General features: G+C 64.2%; 17 protein-coding genes. 10 read left to right on the plus strand and 7 right to left on the minus strand.

Annotated elements, in window-relative coordinates; all coding sequences use genetic code 11:
* Nucleotides 1–43 precede the first annotated feature (43 nt).
* The 3 genes from JV241A_RS02845 to JV241A_RS02855 all read left to right on the plus strand — a co-directional run bounded on the left by JV241A_RS02845 (nucleotide 44) and on the right by JV241A_RS02855 (nucleotide 3,870).
* Nucleotides 44–1,696, plus strand: coding sequence for an acyl-CoA dehydrogenase family protein (locus JV241A_RS02845; RefSeq protein WP_115085178.1), 1,653 nt, complete (start codon nucleotides 44–46; stop codon nucleotides 1,694–1,696).
* A 44-nt stretch (nucleotides 1,697–1,740) separates the two neighbouring features.
* The gene (amn, locus tag JV241A_RS02850; RefSeq protein ID WP_166675633.1) at nucleotides 1,741–3,234 is read left to right on the plus strand and encodes an AMP nucleosidase; all 1,494 of its coding nucleotides are present in this window, start codon (nucleotides 1,741–1,743) and stop codon (nucleotides 3,232–3,234) included.
* A 69-nt stretch (nucleotides 3,235–3,303) separates the two neighbouring features.
* Nucleotides 3,304–3,870: a pseudouridine synthase gene (locus JV241A_RS02855; protein WP_166675639.1), complete on the plus strand. Its 567-nt coding sequence runs from the start codon at nucleotides 3,304–3,306 to the stop codon at nucleotides 3,868–3,870.
* Here JV241A_RS02855 and JV241A_RS02860 read toward each other — a convergent pair.
* Nucleotides 3,867–4,070, minus strand: a complete 204-nt coding sequence (locus tag JV241A_RS02860; protein ID WP_010222926.1) for a DUF2788 domain-containing protein — start codon at nucleotides 4,068–4,070, stop codon at nucleotides 3,867–3,869. The two genes, JV241A_RS02855 and JV241A_RS02860, sit on opposite strands and share 4 nt — an antisense overlap.
* A 55-nt stretch (nucleotides 4,071–4,125) precedes the next feature.
* On the minus strand, nucleotides 4,126–4,602 hold the full coding sequence (locus tag JV241A_RS02865; RefSeq protein WP_115085181.1) for an Lrp/AsnC family transcriptional regulator: 477 nt from the start codon (nucleotides 4,600–4,602) through the stop codon (nucleotides 4,126–4,128).
* Between the two features lie 410 nt (nucleotides 4,603–5,012).
* Between JV241A_RS02865 and JV241A_RS02870 the strand changes: the two genes are divergently transcribed.
* Entirely contained in the window at nucleotides 5,013–5,762 is a 750-nt protein-coding gene (locus tag JV241A_RS02870; protein WP_134061328.1) for a DUF6515 family protein, read from the plus strand.
* 97 nt (nucleotides 5,763–5,859) lie between these two features.
* Here the strand turns inward: JV241A_RS02870 and JV241A_RS02875 are convergent, their stop codons facing one another.
* Entirely contained in the window at nucleotides 5,860–6,732 is an 873-nt protein-coding gene (locus JV241A_RS02875) for a cation diffusion facilitator family transporter (protein WP_134061329.1), read from the minus strand.
* A 25-nt stretch (nucleotides 6,733–6,757) separates the two neighbouring features.
* The gene (locus JV241A_RS02880) at nucleotides 6,758–7,177 is read right to left on the minus strand and encodes a polyribonucleotide nucleotidyltransferase (protein WP_115085184.1); all 420 of its coding nucleotides are present in this window, start codon (nucleotides 7,175–7,177) and stop codon (nucleotides 6,758–6,760) included.
* A gap of 118 nt (nucleotides 7,178–7,295) precedes the next feature.
* Here JV241A_RS02880 and hrpB point away from each other — a divergent pair, with 118 nt between their 5' ends.
* Entirely contained in the window at nucleotides 7,296–9,821 is a 2,526-nt protein-coding gene (gene hrpB, locus JV241A_RS02885) for an ATP-dependent helicase HrpB (protein ID WP_134061330.1), read from the plus strand.
* Here hrpB and JV241A_RS02890 read toward each other — a convergent pair whose 3' ends face one another.
* A complete protein-coding gene (locus JV241A_RS02890; protein WP_115085270.1) occupies nucleotides 9,822–10,901 on the minus strand; it encodes an endonuclease/exonuclease/phosphatase family protein in 1,080 nt (359 codons plus the stop codon).
* Between the two features lie 62 nt (nucleotides 10,902–10,963).
* Nucleotides 10,964–11,632 carry a hypothetical protein gene (locus tag JV241A_RS02895; RefSeq protein ID WP_115085186.1) on the minus strand — a complete coding sequence of 223 codons (669 nt, stop codon included), beginning with the start codon at nucleotides 11,630–11,632 and terminating at the stop codon, nucleotides 10,964–10,966.
* Nucleotides 11,633–11,785: 153 nt separating this feature from the next.
* Between JV241A_RS02895 and JV241A_RS02900 the strand changes: the two genes are divergently transcribed.
* The 3 genes from JV241A_RS02900 to JV241A_RS02910 all read left to right on the plus strand — a co-directional run bounded on the left by JV241A_RS02900 (nucleotide 11,786) and on the right by JV241A_RS02910 (nucleotide 13,735).
* Nucleotides 11,786–12,532, plus strand: coding sequence for a DUF2076 domain-containing protein (locus JV241A_RS02900; protein ID WP_115085187.1), 747 nt, complete (start codon nucleotides 11,786–11,788; stop codon nucleotides 12,530–12,532).
* A 101-nt stretch (nucleotides 12,533–12,633) separates the two neighbouring features.
* Nucleotides 12,634–13,113 carry an NYN domain-containing protein gene (locus JV241A_RS02905; protein WP_036996945.1) on the plus strand — a complete coding sequence of 160 codons (480 nt, stop codon included), beginning with the start codon at nucleotides 12,634–12,636 and terminating at the stop codon, nucleotides 13,111–13,113.
* A gap of 19 nt (nucleotides 13,114–13,132) precedes the next feature.
* Nucleotides 13,133–13,735, plus strand: coding sequence for a 3'-5' exonuclease (locus JV241A_RS02910; protein ID WP_115085188.1), 603 nt, complete (start codon nucleotides 13,133–13,135; stop codon nucleotides 13,733–13,735).
* Here JV241A_RS02910 and JV241A_RS02915 read toward each other — a convergent pair.
* On the minus strand, nucleotides 13,732–14,190 hold the full coding sequence (locus JV241A_RS02915; RefSeq protein WP_115085189.1) for an Lrp/AsnC family transcriptional regulator: 459 nt from the start codon (nucleotides 14,188–14,190) through the stop codon (nucleotides 13,732–13,734). The two genes, JV241A_RS02910 and JV241A_RS02915, sit on opposite strands and share 4 nt — an antisense overlap.
* Nucleotides 14,191–14,343: 153 nt before the next feature.
* Here JV241A_RS02915 and yedA point away from each other — a divergent pair, with 153 nt between their 5' ends.
* Together yedA and JV241A_RS02925 are read left to right on the plus strand one after the other, a co-directional pair.
* The gene (gene yedA / locus JV241A_RS02920; protein WP_115085190.1) at nucleotides 14,344–15,276 is read left to right on the plus strand and encodes a drug/metabolite exporter YedA; all 933 of its coding nucleotides are present in this window, start codon (nucleotides 14,344–14,346) and stop codon (nucleotides 15,274–15,276) included.
* The gene (locus JV241A_RS02925; protein WP_134061331.1) at nucleotides 15,273–16,229 is read left to right on the plus strand and encodes a hypothetical protein; all 957 of its coding nucleotides are present in this window, start codon (nucleotides 15,273–15,275) and stop codon (nucleotides 16,227–16,229) included. The genes yedA and JV241A_RS02925 overlap by 4 nt, the downstream gene beginning before the upstream one ends.
* The last annotated feature ends 11 nt before the right edge of the window (nucleotides 16,230–16,240 follow it).

Genomic DNA, 16,240 nt, shown 5'->3' on the forward strand with positions numbered 1-16,240 from the left:
TTCACTGAAATTTCAGTCACGCCAGGATCCAGGAGGCCCCTCGATGAACCTGCACCAGTACGCTGAAACCCATGAGGTCACCAACCAGCCGCCATCCCTGGACGGCGCCAACCTGTACCGCATCGACCTGCCGTTGCAGGAATGGTCGCGGCGCTACGGGGCGGGTTGGGCGCAGGAGCGCATCGATGCGTACGGTGCTCTGGCTGGCGGGCCGCTGATGGCCGCGGGCTTTCTGGCCAACCAGAACAAGCCGCAATTCAGCAGCCATGATCGTTATGGTCATCGCATCGACCTGGTGGAGTTTCATCCGGCCTATCACGAGCTGATGCGCACGGCCATCGAGCATGGCCTGCCGTCCTTGCCCTGGACCGACCCGCGGGAGGGCGCCCATGTCGCCCGCGCATCGATGACCTACCTGCACAGCCAGGCCGAAGCCGGCAGTGGCTGCCCGCTGACCATGACCTTTGCCGCGGTGCCGGCGCTCAAGCTGCAGCCGGAACTGGCCGAGTACTGGCTGCCGAAAGTGCTGGCCACTGAATACGACCCGCGCAACGTTGGCGATCGCCACAAGGTCGGCGTGACTCTGGGCATGGCCATGACCGAGAAGCAGGGCGGCACCGATGTACGCGCCAACACAACCCGTGCTTACCCGGTCGGTGCGCCCGGCCCGGGCCAGGCTTATGAGCTGGTCGGGCATAAATGGTTCTGTTCGGCACCGATGTGCGACGCCTTCCTGACCCTGGCCCAGACCGACAAGGGCCTGAGCTGCTTCCTGCTGCCGCGCCACCGCCCGGATGACAGTCGCAACCAGTTCTATATCCAGCGCCTGAAGAACAAGCTCGGCAACTGCTCCAACGCGTCCAGCGAAGTCGAGTTCCGCGGCGCCCTGGCCTGGATGATCGGCGAGGAAGGCCGGGGGGTGCCGACCATCATCGAAATGGTCGCCATGACCCGCTTCGATTGCATGGTTGGCTCCAGCGCCCTGATGCGCCAGGCCCTGACCCAGGCCGCCCACCACTGCGCTCATCGCCAGGTCGGCGGACGCCTGTTGGCCGAGCAGCCATTGATGCAGAACGTGCTGGCCGACCTGGCCCTGGAAAGCGAGGCGGCGCTGGCCTTGAGCCTGCGCATGGGGCGGGCCCTCGACCAGCCGGATGATCCGCATCAGGCGCGTTTTGCCCGGCTGATCACCGCCGTGGGCAAGTACTGGATCTGCAAACGGGCGCCAGCGATGATCAACGAAGCAGCCGAGTGCATGGGCGGCGCCGGTTATGTCGAAGACAGCATCCTGCCGAGGCTGTACCGCGAAGCACCGGTCAACTCGACCTGGGAAGGCTCGGGCAACGTCCAGTGCCTGGATGTGCTGCGCGCACTGTCCAAGGAGCCGGGCGTTCTCGACACGCTGTTCGCCGAGCTGGGTGATGGTCACGGCGATCCACGCTTGGCCGCGCATATTGGCAACCTCAAGGCGGCCTTTGCCGACACCGCCGACATCCAGTACCGCGCCCGCCAGCTCAGCGAAGACATCGCCGTCGGCCTGCAGGCCAAGCTGCTGCTCGAAGCCGGTAACACGGCGGTCAGCGATGCCTTTATCGCCAGCCGCCTGAGTGGCAACGGCCGGGTATACGGCGTGCTGCCCCGTGGCGTCGACGTCGCGGCGCTGGTGCAGCGCTCGACCCCGAACTGGCCGCTCTAACGTGCGTGCCTTTGCCGCCGGATATAGGCAAGATGGGCGCATGCATGTCAGACAGGAAGTACATTGTGAGCCGTACTGATGAAGCCTTCGTTGTCGTAGAAACCGCCGAGCAGGCCGTCGATCGCCTCGCGGCCCTGCACGAACAAGCCACCGCGGCCCTGAGCCAGGCGCTCAAGCGCTACCTCAAGGACCGCACCGAGCCGGATGCCGAGGAGCGGGCGCTGTTCCGCTACCCCGAACTGCGTCTGACCTACCAGTACCATGGTGAAGTTCCGGCGATCACCCGGGCCTACGCCAAGGTCCAGCTGCCTGGCACCTACAGCGTGACCGTGACCCAGCCGGCGGCGTTCCGTGGCTACCTCCTCGAGCAGCTCAAGCCACTGATGCGCGACTTCACCGTCACGGTCGAAGTGGGCGTCAGCCAGCAGAACATTCCTTACCCCTATGTGGTCGAGCAGGGCGACGAGCTGGCCGGCACCGGCATCACTGCCGCCGCGCTGGCGCGGGTGTTCCCCAGTACCGATCTTTCCGCCGCCACCGACGGCATCGCCGACGGCCTGTATGACTGGGCCAACGTCGATCCGCTGCCGCTGGCGCTGTTCGACGCCGCGCGGGTGGATTTCTCCCTGCGCCGCCTGGTGCATTACACCGGTAGCGACTGGCGACAAGTGCAGCCGTGGATCCTGCTGACCAACTACCACCGCTATGTCGACCAGTTCATCAGCCACGGCCTTGAGCGCCTGCGTGATGACCCGCGTTTTGTGCGCATGGTCCTGCCCGGCAATGTGATCATCGAAAAGGCCATGGACAACGGCGAAGCCCAGGCCCTGGTCGCCGGGGTGGTCTGGCACCGCTACCAGATGCCCGCCTATCACCTGATCGCTGCCGATGGCGACGGCATTACCCTGGTCAATATCGGTGTCGGCCCGTCCAACGCCAAGAACATCACCGACCACCTGGCGGTGCTGCGTCCGCACTGCTGGCTGATGATCGGCCACTGCGGTGGCCTGCGCCAATCGCAGACCATCGGCGACTATGTGCTGGCCCACGCTTATATGCGCCGCGACGGGATTCTCGACCGGGTGGTGCCGCCGAACATTCCGATTCCGGCCCTGGCCGAGGTGCAACTGGCGTTGCAGGAAGCGGCGGCGCAGGTCACGGGCGAGCGCGGCGACGAACTGAAAAAGCGCCTGCGCACCGGTACCGTGCTGACCTACGACGACCGCAATTGGGAACTGCGCTGGGCGCAGGAACGGCCGCTGATCAACCTGTCGCGGGCAGTGGCGGTGGACATGGAAAGCGGCACCATCGCCGCCCAGGGCTATCGCCTGCGGGTCCCGTACGGCACCTTGCTGTGCGTCTCCGACAAGCCGCTGCACAGCGAGATCAAATTGCCGGGGGCGGCCAACGCCTTCTACAACCGGGCAGTCAGCCAGCACCTGAAGATCGGCATCGCCGCCCTCGATCTGCTGCGTACCGAGCTCAACTCGCTGCACTCGCGTAAACTGCGCAGTTTTGACGAGCCGCCGTTCCGCTGAGGCCCCATGCCGTTACCCCCACGCACCAAGCCGCGGCGTCCCGCGGCCAAACCCGCCGGCCCGCGTCGCCTGCCCAAGGCGCCGCCGGCCGAGCCGCGGTTGATCCTGTTCAACAAACCCTTTGACGTGCTGACCCAGTTCAGCGACGGCGAAGGGCGCGCGACCCTCAAGGACTTCATCGCCATCCCCGGCATTTACCCGGCCGGGCGCCTGGACCGTGACAGTGAAGGCTTGCTGCTGCTGACCAACGACGGCCAGTTGCAGGCACGCATTGCCGACCCCAAGCACAAGCTGGCGAAAACCTATTGGGTACAAGTGGAGGGTGAGCCGAGCGAGGAGCAGTTGCAGCGCTTGCGCGATGGCGTCGAACTCAACGACGGCCCTACCTTGCCGGCCCAGGCCCGTCAGCTCGACGAGCCAGACCTTTGGCCACGCAACCCGCCGGTACGCTTTCGCAAGAGCGTGCCGACCTGTTGGCTGGAGCTGGTGATCAAGGAAGGGCGCAACCGTCAGGTGCGGCGCATGACCGCTGCCGTCGGCCTGCCGACCCTGCGCCTGGTGCGCGTGCGGATCGGCGACTGGAGCCTGGATGGCCTCGATCAGGGCCAGTGGCGGGAAGTGCCGGCCAGGCTTTAAACGCCTTCGATAAAGCCGATCACCACGCTTTTGATGATGAAGGCGAGGATGCCCAGGCCCAGCACGAAAAACAGGATGAAGGTGCCGAACTTGCCGGCCTTGGATTTTTTCGCCAGGTCCCAGACGATAAAGCCCATGAAACCAATCAGGATGGTGACCAGGATGGTCATCATCCACTCTTCGAACAACGCAGGATCCATCGATTTTCTCCGGCAGGTTGAGGCGCGCGATTATACGCCCCCCTTGCCAGCCTGACTAACGCAGGTGCGTGAGCGGCATTTCGGTGCTGGCCAGTACCTGGTTGAGAACGAAACTGGAACGCACGCTGGTAACGCCTTCAATGCGCGTCAGGTGGCCCAGCAGCAACTGCTGGTAATGGTCCATGTCGGGCACCACGACTTTCAACTGGTAGTCGGCATCCATCCCGGTAACCAGGCTGCATTCGAGCACTTGCGGCAGGCTGCGGATCGCCGACTCGAAGGTCTCGAAGCGCTCGGGGGTGTGGCGGTCCATGCCGATCAATACGTAGGCAGTCAGGCTCAGGCCGAGCTTCTTGCGGTCGAGCAGGGCGACCTGACGGGCAATGTAACCGTCGTCTTCCAGTTGCTTGACCCGGCGCGAGCAAGGCGAGGGTGAAAGACCGATGCGTTCGGCCAGTTCCTGGTTGGAGATACGCGCATCGCGCTGCAATTCAGCAAGAATGCTCAGGTCATAGCGGTCAAGCTTGCTCATGGGGTTGGCCTTTTCTGTTTCGATTGCGTTGAATTATCAATCTGTAGGCAAAAATTGCGCAAGTGATATTTAATTGAGCAATCTTCGCAATCCTCTGCCGCTGCCTTCGCCGTATTCTTATCACCAGAATCACTGCCCGGACATCAGTCCAGTGCGGCGGGCCGAATCAGGCCAGCTGCGGCCAGCAACCCCACCAGGTTGTGCTCGGCCCCCGGGCTACACACTGTCCACAAGACGGCGTGAGGTGAGCCGGTGTCACAAGCGCCGAGCACGGACAAAATTCTCAAAGGGAGACCCCAGGGTCTCCCTTTTTTATTGCCTGGCAAATTTCATCTGGCGGCCGATACCCCGTTGCAGACGGCCTGATAAAGTAATCCCAGGCCCCTTGTTACCGGTCCGAGAGGAAAAGCATGAAGTCGCGCGTCTGGCGTATGGCAGGTGTTGGTTTGCTGTGCATGAGTGTCAATCTGCCGCTACTGGCCGAAGGGCAGGGGGCTTCACCTTTGCAGTCGCGGCCCGATGAAGTGCGTCAGACTCAGGAGCCGCGTACCGGTTACTACCAGGACATTCCGCGGCGTAACGACAATCGCTACTACCAGGCCGGTGGCGCCGGGCGTCCGGATGGCCACGGCAATGGCTGGGGGCCCGGCCCGCAGTATCGGCCGGGGCACACAATCGACCGCTTCCCCGATCGCTACTGGAAAGTGCCCTATCGCGGGGATGACTACTTCTATTCCGGCGGCTACTGGTATCGCCCGCAAGGCCCGCGCTATGTTGTGGTGACGCCGCCCTATGGTGCACGGGTCAACTACCTGCCCGACTATGCCCGGCAAGTATGGAGTGGCGGCGCGCTGTTGTTCCTCGCGGCGGGTACTTACTACCAGTACCTCGAGGACAGCCGCGAGTACGTGGTGGTCAATCCACCGACGGCCAGTGCGCCGGTACAGAGTAGCCCCGGTTATGATGTGATCGCCTATCCGGCCCAGGGCCAGAGCCCTCAGCAGCTTGATCGTGATCGTTACGAATGCCATCGCTGGGCGGTGCAGCAGACCGGGTTTGACCCGGCGGCGGCCAGCTACGCGCCAGCGGCGCAAGTGGCCGATAACTATCGGCGGGCGCAGGGTGCTTGTTTGAGCGGGCGGGGGTATAGCGTCAACTGAACCGGGGGCTGCCGCGCAGCCCATCGCTGGCAAGGCCAGTTCCCACAGTTTAACGGTGCATGCAGTTCCATTGTGGGAGCCGGCCTTGCCAATGGCCTCACATCACCGGATCCGCATGCACCAGCACTTCAGCCTTCGGATACTTGCTGTTGATCGCCGCCGCAGCCTGGTCACACAAGGCATGGGCCTGGGTCAGCGGCAAGTCCCCGGGCAGTTCCAGGTGCAACTGCACAAACCAGTGACTGCCCGACACACGCGTGCGCAAGTCATGGGCGCCGCGTACCCCCGGCACACTGCAGGCCAGCGCCAGCATTTGCTCGCTGATGTCGCTGGGCAGCTCTTGATCCATCAGGATCGAGCTGCTCTCCCGGGCAATCTGCAAGGCACTCCAGAAGATGTACAGGGCGATGCCCAGACCGAAAATCGCATCGAGCTGCGGCCAGCCGAAGCGCGCCAGCACCAGCGCCACCAGGATGCTGCCGTTGAGCAGCAGGTCGGAGCGGTAATGCAGAGAGTCGGCGCGCACCGCGGTCGAGCCGGTGATGCGGATCACCTTGCCCTGGAGCATCAACAAGGCAACGGTCAGCACCAGCGATAACAGCATCACCGCGATACCGATGCCGGTATCACCCAAAGGTTGCGGGTTCTGCAGCCGTTCCACCGCCTGTACACCGATCAGCACCGCACTGACCGCAATGAACAGCGCCTGGGCCATGCCGGCCATGGCTTCGGCCTTGCCGTGGCCGTAGCGGTGGTCGTCATCGGCCGGGCGCAGGGCGTAGTGCACGGCCAGCAGATTGAGAAAGGAGGCCACGCCATCCAGCGCCGAATCGGTCAGCCCGGCCAGCAGGCTGACCGAACCGCTGAGCCACCAGGCCACCGCCTTGGTCAGGATCAGGATACTGGCCACCGCCAGCGAGGCGCGGGTGGCCAGGCGCAGCAGGCGTTGGTGTTCAGCCGAGGGAGTCATGCCGAAGGTGGCTTCCTGTCAAAGATCAAGCAGCGGGCTTGAGGCCGTACATGGCCAGTTGCTCGACACTGCCCTTGTGCTGGATCAGGCGTGGGTCGTTGAGCGGCAGGCGCTGGCCCAGTTCGCTCTCGAGAATAGCCTGCAGCTTGCTGTTGTCGACCTTGCCGTCGGCGCTGATGGCTTCATTGAGCTTCTCGGGCGCGACCTGGGCAGTGGTGCCGCCTGGCAGGTAGATAGCGCCGGTGGCGAAGTCGATACCGAAGGCGATCAAGCCCGGGATCACGTAGAAAAGGATGCCGATTGCGTCGAGGGCGGCGACCACCGGGTCGATCTTGCCCTCGATCTGGCCGCGTCGGTCGGGGAAGAACAGGGTGCCGCAGGCGGTCAGTTGGGTCAGCAGGGTGGCGATCACGACGCCGCCAATGACACGGGAGGGAATACGCATGGAAATCTCCGGAATGAAGGCGACAACGATACAGGCAAAGAGCCGGTATCTACAGCTAAGACCATGATAAGGCAGGCTCGGTTCGCCGTTATACTCGGCGGATTGTTTGAGGGCCACCATGAAATCATTACCGATCGATGCCGTACTGCCAGCCTTGCGCGCAGCCTTGAGCCAGCGCCACGAAGCGGTGCTCGAAGCGCCCCCCGGCGCCGGCAAGACCACCCGTGTGCCGCTGGCGCTGCTTGATGAGCCGTGGCTGGCCGGGCAGCGCATCCTCATGCTCGAACCGCGGCGCCTGGCGGCACGGGCGGCAGCCGAGCGGCTGGCCAGCGAGTTGGGCGAGCAGGTCGGGCAAACGGTCGGTTATCGCATTCGGCTGGACAGCAAGGTCGGCCCGAACACGCGGATCGAGGTGGTTACCGAAGGGATTCTCACCCGTCGTTTGCAAGCCGACCCGGCCCTGGACGGTGTGGGCTTGCTGATCTTCGACGAATTCCACGAACGCAGCCTCGATGCCGACCTGGCCCTGGCCCTGAGCCTCAATGGTCGCGAGTTGTTGCGTGACGAGCCGCCGCTGAAGATCCTGCTGATGTCGGCGACCCTTGAGGGCGAGCGTCTGTCGAGCTTGCTCGACGATGCCCCGGTGGTCAGCAGCGAAGGGCGCATGTACCCGGTCGATGTGCGGTGGGGCCGGCCGTTCCAGCCGGGCGAGTTCATCGAGCCGCGGGTGGTCGATGCGGTGCTGCAGGCCATCGCTGACGAGTCGGGCAGTGTCCTGGTGTTCCTGCCGGGTCAGGCGGAAATTCGCCGGGTGCATCAATCCTTGCAGGAGGCCCTCGGTGATCGCCGCGATGTCCTGCTATGCCCATTGCATGGCGAGCTCGACCTCAATGCCCAACGCGCCGCCATCGACACGCCCGCTGCCGGCCTGCGCAAGGTGGTGCTGGCGACCAACATCGCCGAGACCAGCCTGACCATCGACGGCGTGCGCGTGGTGGTCGACGCCGGCCTGGCGCGGGTACCGCGTTTCGACCCGGGTAGTGGCATGACCCGCCTGGACACCCAGCGCATCTCTCGCGCCAGCGCCACCCAGCGCGCCGGCCGTGCCGGACGCCTTGAGCCCGGCGTGTGCTATCGCTTGTGGTCCGAAGCCCAGCATGAGCAACTGGCGGCGTACGGCGCGGCCGAAATCCTCCAGGCCGATCTGGCCGGGCTGGCCCTGCAGCTATCGCGCTGGGGCGTCACCCCCGAACAATTGCGCTGGCTCGACCAGCCGCCTGCTGCCGCGTACGGCCAGGCGCTGGACCTGTTGCGGCGTCTGGGCGCGTTCAAGGCCGACAGTCAGGACAGCCTCAGCGCCCACGGCCAGGCCATGGCCGAATTGCCGGCGCATCCGCGCATCGCCCACTTGCTGCTGCGCGGCCAGGACCTGGGGCTGGCCGACATGGCTTGCGACGTCGCCGCATTGCTCGGTGAACGCGACATTCTGCGCGGCGGCGGTGCTGACCTGCACAGTCGCCTGGCCTTGCTCAGCGGCGAAACCCGCGCAGCCAAAGGCGGGCAGGGCGGCGTGCAGCGCGCCCGGCAACTGGCTCGCCAGTACCGTGGTTATCTGCGTGGCAAAGCCACTTCAGCTGTTGCCGACCCTGACCATTCCCGCTGGCTGGGCGCCTTGCTGGCGCTGGCCTATCCGGACCGGGTCGGCCAACAGCGGCGTGTCGGCGGTGCGGAATATCGGCTGGCTAACGGCCGTGCCGCGCTGTTCGGCGAAGCCGATGCCTTGATGAAACATTCGTGGCTGGTGATTGCCGACCTGGGCAGCCGCCAGGGCCAGCGCGAGGAGCGCATTTATCTCGCCGCCGACTTCGACCCGGCACTGTTCGACGGGGTGCTGGCCGAACAGGTGCGCAGCCTGGATATCCTCGACTGGGACGAACGCGAAAACGTTTTGCGTGCCGAGCGTCAGCGCAAGGTCGGCGAGCTGGTGCTCAGCCGAGAGCCACTGACCGGCCTGGACGAAGACGCCCGCGCAAAGGCCCTGCTGGAACTGGTGCGGCGCAAGGGCCTGGAGCTGCTGTCGTGGACCCCCGAGCTGCGCCAGTGGCAGGCGCGTGTGGCACTGTTGCGCCAGCTCGACCTGGCAACCCTGGGTGAAAGTGAATGGCCGGACCTGAGCGACGCAGCCCTGTTGGCAAGCCTTTCGCACTGGCTGCAACCCTACCTGGGCAAGGTCACCCGTCTGAGCCATTTCGCCCAGCTCGACCTCTCGTCGATCCTGCGCAATCTGTTGCCCTGGCCACTGCCTCAGCGCCTGGATGAACAGGCGCCGGTCCACCTGAGCGTGCCTTCAGGCTCGAACATCCGCCTGGACTACAGCGAAACCCCGCCAATCCTCGCCGTGCGCCTGCAGGAACTGTTCGGCCTGGCCGAAACCCCACGTATTGCCCAGGGCCGACAGCAAGTCCTGTTGCACCTGCTGTCGCCCGCGCGGCGGCCGGTGCAGGTGACCCAGGATCTGGCCAACTTCTGGCGCAGTACCTATGCCGAGGTGAAGAAGGATCTGAAGGGGCGCTATCCCAAGCACTATTGGCCGGATGACCCGTTGGTAGCCGAGGCCACCGCGCGGGCCAAGCCACGCAAATAGTCAGGGCATCGCAGGCAGTACAAGGCGCGCCGTGACCGGCAGGTGATCGGAAATTTCCAGGGTGTCCTGCTGAATCACCCGTGCCCCCAGACGCTGCAGTTTGGGGCTGTGGAACAGGTAGTCGAGGGTGCGGTCCGGCCCTTGCACATTGCGGTCGTTGGGGTAATGGGTCAGCCAGGCCGCGCGGTCGGCGCCGCTGGCTTCGGCGTTGCTGGGGATCATCGGGTACTTGTCCCAGAGCAGGTGCAAGTCGCTGTCGGCGCTGTACTGACCGCGCAGTTCGGCCGGCAGGCGCCGGTACTGGCCGAGCGGCAGCAGGTTGAAGTCGCCGCCGATCAACCAGGGGGTGCCCTGGCTTTCCAGTTTGTCGAGCAGCCGCGTTAGCTGTTGCACCTGCTGGCGCTGGATATCGCTGCCCGCCTCGAAGGGGGCGAGGCGGGTGTTGAGTACCGCTAACTGGCCGCCGTCGCGCAGTGGCAGGTAGCTGGCAAGGATGGCTTGCTGAGGTTGCAGCAAGCGCTGCAGGGTGTTGCTCGCGGTCACCGGCAATTGCACGCGTTCGGCCTGTTTGATCGGGTAGCGGCTCAGGGTCGCCAGGCTGCGGCCGACGCTGCCGAAAATATGCCAGTCGGGGACGAAATCGGCTTTCCAGTCATAGGCCTGCACCGCGCAGGGGTAGATATCGACCAGGCGCTCACGCAGCAGTGCCAGCTGGTCCTGGTAGTCGCTGGCCTTGGCGTTGTTGTCCAGTTCCTGGAGCAGGACGATGTCCGGCTGCTCGGCGCGGATAACCCGCGCCACTTCATCGAGGTTGAAGGCGAGGTCTTCAGGGGTAGGGCGGGTGTCGTCGCCACGGCCCTGGTCGTACCAGAACACGTAGCGTTTGCCGGCCAGGTACTGCACGTTCCAGGTCATCACCTTGAGCACCTGGCCCGGCACCAGCGTTGCGTTGCCGGCGCGACAACTGACCGGCAAGGTTTCGCGTGGCTCGGGTTGCCAGCTCAGCTGCGTGGCCAGCAGCCACAGCAGGGCGAACAGAACAAGCAGGGTCAGCAGTGCGTTGCGCAGTAGTCGGGTCATCGGCTCGGCTTGGCTTGGCAGGTCACCGCCAAGCATACCCGAGCCGTTCGTCCGCTAACCAGTCAGGATACCGGTGGCTCTGCAACCGGTTCGCTGACCAGCATGTACAGGCGGAACATCACCACGGTGCTGAACAGCTGCAGGAAGCCGTTGGCGCTGTCGAGGGCCAGTTGCACCAGCGCCGAAGGCTCGGGCACCAGCATCATGCTCAGGCCGTCGATCAGCCACAGCGGCGCCAGCACGCCGAGGATGCAGCTGAAAATGCGCCAGAAATTACCGGTGCTCAGCTTGAAGCTTTCACGCATGGCTTCGATTGGCGCCAGGCCGCGCAGTACCAGGACGTATTCGGCAAACACCAGATGGATCATCACCCAGATGCCGGGAATGATGAACAGCGCGGCGCCGGCCATGATCAGCAACGAGCTGAGCATCACCATCAGGGCGAACGACGGCCACAGGCGCAAGGCCATGGCCAGCAGGTTGCGCTTGAGCGGGGTGTAGCCGTTGCTGCGGGTGTCGAGGTAGAGGATCAGCGCGGCGCTGTACAACGGGTAGAACAGCAGGCTGACCAGCATGCCGTAGCCTGGCGAGGCATCCTCGCCCAGCTGCTGGTTCAGCAGCTGGGTGCACAGTGCTTCGAGCACCACCAGCGGCAGGCACAGCTGGGCAATGCTCAGCAGGTGACGGCGGAAGAAATACAGGGAGTCGCGCAGAACACTAAGCGGATTCATCGGTCGATATCGCATTGAAAAAAAGCAGGGCGTCACTTTAGCCCAGCCGTAGGCCAACCTGAAGAAAGTTTAATCCCGGCTTGTGTTGAATCTACGGCCCCGGCACCCCATTTTACCCGTACTCGATTTTCCGGTTTTGCAGTGAGGTTGCCCATGAACAGTGAAGAACAAACCCTGATCGACGGCCTGTTCGGTCGGCTCAAGCAAGCCGAGGACCCGGCTGTGCCGCGCGACGCCCAGGCCCAGGCGCGCATCGGCGAACACCTGCAGCAGCAACCCGCGGCGCCTTACTACATGGCCCAGGCGATCCTGGTGCAGGAAGCGGCGCTCAAGCGTCTCGACGAACAGAACAAACAGCTGGAGGCCGAGCTGAAACAGGCCAGGGCCCAGGTTGCAGCGACCGCGCCGAGCAGCGGCGGCGGCTTCTTGTCGAGCATATTCGGCAGTGGCACCCGCGATCCACAGCCGGTACAGAACCCGGCCCCCGCCAGCACTCCCAGCCGAGGCGGCGGTTGGCGCGAACCGTCGCGCCCGTCATTCAACCAACCTGCCCAGCAGCAGGGTTTCAACGCAGCTCCCGCCCAGGCTCCGGCCCGCGGTGGTGCCAGCAGCTTTCTCGGTGGCGCGCTGCAGACTGCCGCTGGCGTGGCCGGCGGGGTGATGCTGGCCCAGGGTATCAGCAGCCTGTTCAACCATCACTCGCAGCCTGAAGAAGTGGTCGAGGTGATCAAGGAAGAACCGGCGCCCGCCAGCGACACGGGCGGCTGGGGCAGCAACGACGAGCAACGCCTGACCGCCGACAATGGCAGCTATGGCAACGACCAGGGCGGCTTCATGGACACCGACTACGGCAATGATGACGGCGGCTTCTTCGGCGGTGACGACGACAGCTTCGTCTGACCGCGCTTACCCGCATGGCTCGCGGGCTGGCATACTGGGCGCCGAAACGGCCCCGGTGTGCGGCGGCCGGTAACAGCGCCGTGGCGCCATGAGGAAAAGCGGTGAAGAAGATCGCGGTATTCGCCGATGTGCAGAACCTCTACTACACCGTGCGCCAGGCCTACGGTTGCCACTTCAACTACGCGGCGCTGTGGGCCGACATCAGCCAGCACGGGCAGATCGTCGAAGCGGTGGCCTACGCCATCGACCGCGGCGACAGCAAGCAGCAGCAGTTTCAACAGATCCTGCGCAACCTTGGTTTCACAGTCAAACTCAAACCCTATATCCAGCGCAGCGACGGCTCGGCCAAGGGCGACTGGGACGTGGGCATCACCCTCGATGTGATCGACGCCGCCGCGCGGGTCGATGAGGTGGTGCTGGCTTCCGGCGATGGCGATTTCGACCTGCTGCTCGAGCGGGTCATCAGCCGTCACGGCATTCAGGCCGTCGCCTATGGCGTGCCGGGGCTGACCGCCAATTCACTGATTCGCGCGGCCAGCCGTTATGTGCCCATCGAGGGCAGCCTGCTGCTCAAGCATTAAGATTTCCGAGGTTGTCGTTTTGGAACGTATCGCTGTCATCGACTTTGAAACCACCGGTATTTCACCAGGGGCCGGTTGCCGGGCCACGGAGGTGGCGGTGGTCATGCTGGAGCGCGGGCGCATCGTCGAGCGCTATCAAAGCCTGATGAATGCCGGGGTGCCGGTGCCGGCGTTTGTCGCCGGTTTGACCGGCATCACCACCGCCATGCTGCGCAGTGCGCCACCGATCGCCCGGGTGATGAACGAGGTGGCCGAGTTCGTTGGCGATACGCCGATGCTCGCCCACAACGCCTCGTTCGACCAGAAATTCTGGGACTACGAGCTTTCACAGATCGGCCGTAGCCGCAGCCAGCGGTTCGCCTGTTCGATGTTGCTGGCGCGGCGCCTGATGCCATCGGCGCCTAACCACAAATTGGGCACCCTGACCCGTTGGGCCGGCCTGCCTGACACCGGCACCGCGCACCGGGCCATGGCTGATGCGGAAATGGCCGCCAACCTTGCCCAGCACCTGGCCGGGCAATTGCGCCAGCAGGGCGTCAACGGCGTCTCCCACCAGTTGTTCTGCAGCCTGCAGAAAGTCCCCGCGGCGAAGATCGGCGAAGCGCTGAACAACTATCGCTAGGCCTTCTTGCCGTTGTGCTCCAGGTGGCCCAGCGGCAGGCGCCGCTCCACGGCGCTGGAGAGAATGATCGAAGTCTTGCTGAAGCCGAACTGGGCAATGCGGTTGATCAGTTCCTCCAGTTCCGGCATCGAGGCCACGGCCGCCTGCATGATCACGCAGGGGTCGCCGGTCACCCGGTGGCACTCGGTCAGTTGCGGGATCTGCGTGAGCTCCTCAAAGGTCTGCTGGTTGCCATGGCTGGCCAGGCGCAGCTCGATCACGCACTGGATCGGCAGGCCGATTTTCTCCAGGTCGACCTTGGCCTGATAGCCGGTAATCACCCCGCTGGCCTCAAGCTTGGCCACCCGTTCGGCCACCGCCGGGGCGGAGAGATTGACCTTGCGCGCGAGCTCGGCGAAGGAGGCGCGGCCGTTGTCCAGCAGGGCGCTGAGGAGCATGCGATCGTACTTGTCCATGGGCTTCCAGAGGCTGATTGTCGATTCAAAGGTACGAGACCTGAATAACCGTTGTTTCAAAAGTGTACGGCTCGTTTAAACAGGTTTTGTAACTTATGTTTGCCGTGCTGCCTTTCTAAACTAACCGCCCGACACCCATAATTCGAGCCCCCCATGCCTGCCTCCCGTCGCTTCCCGTTAGTCTTGATCGGCGCCTTTCTCGCCTTGTACCTGGTCTGGGGCTCGACCTACCTGGTGATTCGCATCGGCGTCGAATCCTGGCCGCCGTTACTGATGGCCGGGGTGCGTTTTGTCATTGCCGGTTCCTTGCTCTACGGCTTTTTGCGCTGGCGCGGCGTGCCGGCACCGACCTGGCCGCAATGGCGGGCAGCGGGTGTCATCGGTGTATTGCTGCTCAGCTGTGGCAACGGTGGCGTGACCCTGGCCGAGCACGCTGGCGTGGCCTCTGGTGTGGCCGCGCTGGCGGTGGCCACAGTGCCGCTGTTCACCTTGATGTTCGGCCTGCTCTGGGGCCATCGCAACACTCGCCTGGAATGGGCCGGGATTGTCCTCGGCCTGGTTGGCATCGCCTTGCTCAACCTCGGCTCCAACCTGCAGGCCAGCCCCGTCGGTGCCGCGCTGATCCTGTTTGCCGCCGCCTCCTGGGCCTTCGGCTCGGTATGGAGCAAAAGCCTGCCGCTGCCCCAGGGGCCGATGGCCAGTGCCGCGGAAATGCTCGTTGGTGGCGTGGTCTTGCTGCTCGGCAGCGCGTTGAGCGGCGAACGCATGACCCAGATGCCCACCGCCGCCGGCTGGGGGGCGCTGGCCTACCTGGTGTTCTTTGGCTCGATCCTGGCCTTCAGCGCCTACATGTACCTGCTCAAGCACGTGCGTCCGGCCGCAGCCACCAGCTATGCCTACGTCAACCCGGCAGTGGCGGTGCTGCTGGGGATCGTTTTTGCCGGCGAACAGATCGGTTTCGAGGAATGCGTGGCAATGGCGGTTATCATTGGCGCCGTGGTGTTGATCGGTGTGCCGCAGTGGCGCCGACCGGCAGTTGAAAAGGCCAAACCCGTTGGCGAAGTGGAAGGTGAACTCTGTAAATGAAAGGACGTTTTGCCAGGACGGCAGTGAAGATCGTGGGTTGCGTGGCAGTGGTCGCGGTATGCATGGTCATGTTGCGCGACGACCGAAGCACCTTCATGACCCTGTATTTTCAGGAGTCGGTTACCCGCACCAGCGCCAGCGACGAAATCGACCCGCGCTATGTCCAGGCGCTGCAGCAGATCATCGCTACGCAGCAGATCGATACACAAAAGATCGACCTGGTGCTCGATCCCGACAGCCGGCGGGCACTGCAGCTGCGCTTTGCCGATGATGCCCTGAATGCCAGGCAGCGCCAGGATCTGCGGGCGTTGTTCGAGTCATTCGAGCCCGCTCGTGAAGCGGCCCGGCTCAGTGGTCGGCTGATGGTCGACATGCGCCAGGCGCGAAAGCTGGGCCTGGGTGTTTATGACTTCGGCCCGGCGCCCAGGGAGATCGTCGCACTCGGTGAGGTGTCGCTGCCACTGCACTTCAGTTTTCGCTCTGGAATCGATGTGCAGTTGCGACGCAAAGAGCAGGCGACTGCGCAAAAGCCGCAGGCCGATATGATCTGTGAGGCCAATGCCAGGCTGCAGGCAGCGTTGCCCTTCGAGGTGACCGAGTTCGATGTCAGTGGCAGCGACCTGCGCGGCGAAATGAAGTTGCGCATGGCCAGCGGTGAGCAAGTCCAGGCGCCGGCGCAGCTGTTTTTCGATGATCAGCAGTTGCTCGAACGTCTGGAGATGGGCGGTATGCGGGTACGCATCGACCGCCCGGACACTGTAGACCGTCTGGTGTTCGAGTTCGGCTCGATTGGCACCGTCAGGTATCAGCCTTACATGTACTTCATCCGCAACGACCCCGAGGCATTCGACGCTTGTCGAGCGGTTGCCTACCAGAGCGGCAGGCCCTTTTCGTTCTATCTGGGGGAAGGTGTCGATCGTCTGCTCAAGGTGCGCTTTCAACCGCCAGGCTGATACCGACAGGG

The organism is Pseudomonas sp. JV241A, from assembly GCF_900275665.1.
In the GTDB taxonomy this organism is placed as follows: domain Bacteria; phylum Pseudomonadota; class Gammaproteobacteria; order Pseudomonadales; family Pseudomonadaceae; genus Aquipseudomonas; species Aquipseudomonas wadenswilerensis.

What these genes read in the sequence shown, in the direction of transcription:
- JV241A_RS02890 (WP_115085270.1), bottom strand. Translation starts at nt 10,901, where the DNA reads ATGACCCGACTACTGCGCAACGCACTGCTGACCCTGCTTGTTCTGTTC.
- JV241A_RS02860 (WP_010222926.1), bottom strand. Translation starts at nt 4,070, where the DNA reads ATGGATCCTGCGTTGTTCGAAGAGTGGATGATGACCATCCTGGTCACC.
- JV241A_RS02865 (WP_115085181.1), bottom strand. Translation starts at nt 4,602, where the DNA reads ATGAGCAAGCTTGACCGCTATGACCTGAGCATTCTTGCTGAATTGCAG.
- amn (WP_166675633.1), top strand. Translation starts at nt 1,741, where the DNA reads ATGTCAGACAGGAAGTACATTGTGAGCCGTACTGATGAAGCCTTCGTT.
- JV241A_RS02845 (WP_115085178.1), top strand. Translation starts at nt 44, where the DNA reads ATGAACCTGCACCAGTACGCTGAAACCCATGAGGTCACCAACCAGCCG.
- JV241A_RS02900 (WP_115085187.1), top strand. Translation starts at nt 11,786, where the DNA reads ATGAACAGTGAAGAACAAACCCTGATCGACGGCCTGTTCGGTCGGCTC.
- hrpB (WP_134061330.1), top strand. Translation starts at nt 7,296, where the DNA reads ATGAAATCATTACCGATCGATGCCGTACTGCCAGCCTTGCGCGCAGCC.
- JV241A_RS02915 (WP_115085189.1), bottom strand. Translation starts at nt 14,190, where the DNA reads ATGGACAAGTACGATCGCATGCTCCTCAGCGCCCTGCTGGACAACGGC.
- JV241A_RS02925 (WP_134061331.1), top strand. Translation starts at nt 15,273, where the DNA reads ATGAAAGGACGTTTTGCCAGGACGGCAGTGAAGATCGTGGGTTGCGTG.
- yedA (WP_115085190.1), top strand. Translation starts at nt 14,344, where the DNA reads ATGCCTGCCTCCCGTCGCTTCCCGTTAGTCTTGATCGGCGCCTTTCTC.
- JV241A_RS02895 (WP_115085186.1), bottom strand. Translation starts at nt 11,632, where the DNA reads ATGAATCCGCTTAGTGTTCTGCGCGACTCCCTGTATTTCTTCCGCCGT.
- JV241A_RS02870 (WP_134061328.1), top strand. Translation starts at nt 5,013, where the DNA reads ATGAAGTCGCGCGTCTGGCGTATGGCAGGTGTTGGTTTGCTGTGCATG.
- JV241A_RS02880 (WP_115085184.1), bottom strand. Translation starts at nt 7,177, where the DNA reads ATGCGTATTCCCTCCCGTGTCATTGGCGGCGTCGTGATCGCCACCCTG.
- JV241A_RS02875 (WP_134061329.1), bottom strand. Translation starts at nt 6,732, where the DNA reads ATGACTCCCTCGGCTGAACACCAACGCCTGCTGCGCCTGGCCACCCGC.